This window comes from Streptomyces prasinopilosus, from assembly GCF_001419695.1.
GTDB classification, from domain to species: domain Bacteria; phylum Actinomycetota; class Actinomycetes; order Streptomycetales; family Streptomycetaceae; genus Streptomyces; species Streptomyces prasinopilosus.
Genome location: NZ_LIRG01000843.1, coordinates 1 through 1,902, shown reverse-complemented (window position 1 = coordinate 1,902; position 1,902 = coordinate 1). Strand labels below are relative to the sequence as shown.

2 protein-coding genes are annotated in these 1,902 nt (G+C 73.4%); one reads left to right on the top strand and one right to left on the bottom strand.

Annotated elements, in window-relative coordinates; genetic code table 11:
- Positions 1-113: 113 nt before the first annotated feature.
- The gene (locus AOK18_RS27360; RefSeq protein WP_055570798.1) at positions 114-692 is read right to left on the bottom strand and encodes a dienelactone hydrolase family protein; all 579 of its coding nucleotides are present in this window, start codon (positions 690-692) and stop codon (positions 114-116) included.
- 141 nt (positions 693-833) lie between these two features.
- On the opposite strand from AOK18_RS27360, the gene AOK18_RS27355 reads away from it, so the two are divergent.
- Positions 834-1,902, top strand: a 1,069-nt coding sequence (locus AOK18_RS27355) for a mechanosensitive ion channel family protein (RefSeq protein WP_055696069.1), incomplete at its 3' end; no start/stop codon positions are given.

Below are 1,902 nucleotides of genomic sequence, written 5' to 3'. Positions count from 1 at the left end.
CCCAGCGGGTCGAGCGCGCCGACGGCCCGGTCTGATGCGCACGGGCCGGACGGGCCGGTCCGGTGGGCCCGTCCGGTCCGGCGGTCCGGTCCGCGCGTCCCCGGCCCCCTCCGTCAGCCGTCCTCCAGCGAGTCGAGGAAGCCGAGCGCCACCCGCCAGGTGGCCTCGGCGGCCTCCTCGTCGTGATCCGGCAGACCGGGGTCGGTGTAGAGGTGGCCCGCCCCGGCGTACCGGTACACCTCGACGTCGGCTCCGGCGCGGCCCATCTGCAGGTACCAGGCGCTCAGCCAGTCGTCCGTCTCGAACGGGTCCGGCTCGGCGACGTGCAGCTGCACCGGCAGGCCGTCCACCGCCGCGTTCGCCGCGATGTCCGACGTGCCGTGCAGGAGCAGCAGTCCGCGCGCCCGGCCGTCGCCGAGGGCCAGCGTCTGGGCGACGGAGGCGCCGAAGGAGAACCCGGCGTACACCAGCCCCCGCTCCGAGTAGGGCGCGGCGGCCAGCACGGCCCGGCGCAGCAACTCGTCCCTGCCGACGGACTCCTGGTGGGCCATGCCCTCCTCGACCGTGTCGAACGTGCGGCCCTCGAAGAGGTCGGGCGTCCACACCTCGTGCCCGGCCCCGCGCAGCCGGTCCGCGGCCGCGGACACCGCGGGCCGCGGGCCGTAGGTCGAGTGAAACAGCATGATGTTCATGACGCCCATGGTGCCAGCCGGGCCCGGCCGCGGGTGACCGCCGGTGCCGCGGTGCGCCCCGCCCGGCGGCGCACCGGCCGTACCCACCGCGCCGCGGATGTCACATGTTCACTGCGCGCGAGGCCGGTTAGGTTCGGGGACATGGAAGACGTGCTCCGCCCCCTGATCGTGTTCGGCGGCTCGGTCGTGCTCACCCTGACGCTCGGCTGGTCCACCGACCGACTGCTGCGCAAGGCCGACACCCGGCACCCCGAGACCCCCATGTGGGAACTGCTCCGGCGCGGCCGCATCCCCTACCAGCTGCTCATCTGCGCGGTCCTGCTGAGAAGTTCGTTCAGTGAGGCGAGGCTGTTCGAGGGGAGCCGGGAGACCGTCGAGCGGGTGCTGACGCTGGTGCTGATCGGCTCGGCCGCCTGGCTGGTGATCCGGATCGCGGCGGCCGTCGTCGAGACCTCCTACACCCGGTACGCCAACGTGCACCGCGAGCGCGACCCGGCCAGGGTCCGCCGGGTGCGCACCCAGGTGACGCTGATCCGGCGGGTCGTCTCGGCGATCGTCGGCGTGGTGGCGGTGGCCGCGATGCTGCTGACCTTCCCCGCCATGCGGGCGGCCGGCGCCTCGCTGCTGGCCTCGGCGGGCATCCTCGGCATCGTCGCGGGTGTCGCCGCCCAGTCCACGCTCAGCAACCTGTTCGCCGGGCTGCAGATCGCCTTCGGCGACATGGTGCGCATCGGCGACACGGTCGTGGTGGACGGCGAGTGGGGCACGGTCGAGGAGATCACCCTGACCTTCCTCACGGTGAACACCTGGGACGAGCGCCGGATCACCATGCCGGTGTCGTACTTCACCTCCAAGCCGTTCGAGAACTGGTCCCGCGACTCCCCGCAGATGACCGGGACGGTCATCTGGCACCTCGACCACCGGGCCCCGCTGGACGCGATGCGCGACCGGCTCCGCGACATCCTGCGCGAGTGCCCGGCCTGGGACGGCCGCGCCTACAACCTGACCGTCGTGGAGACCACCCCCAGCACCATCCAGGTGCGGGCCCTGGTGACGGCGAAGGACGCCGGCGACATCTGGACGGTGCGGGTCGAGGTCCGCGAGCAGATGATTCGCTGGCTGTCCGAGCAGCACCCCTACGCCCTGCCCCGGGTCAGCACCGCCCCGGCCGACCCGGCACCGGTCCCCGACCGGGGCGGTGCTGACCCGG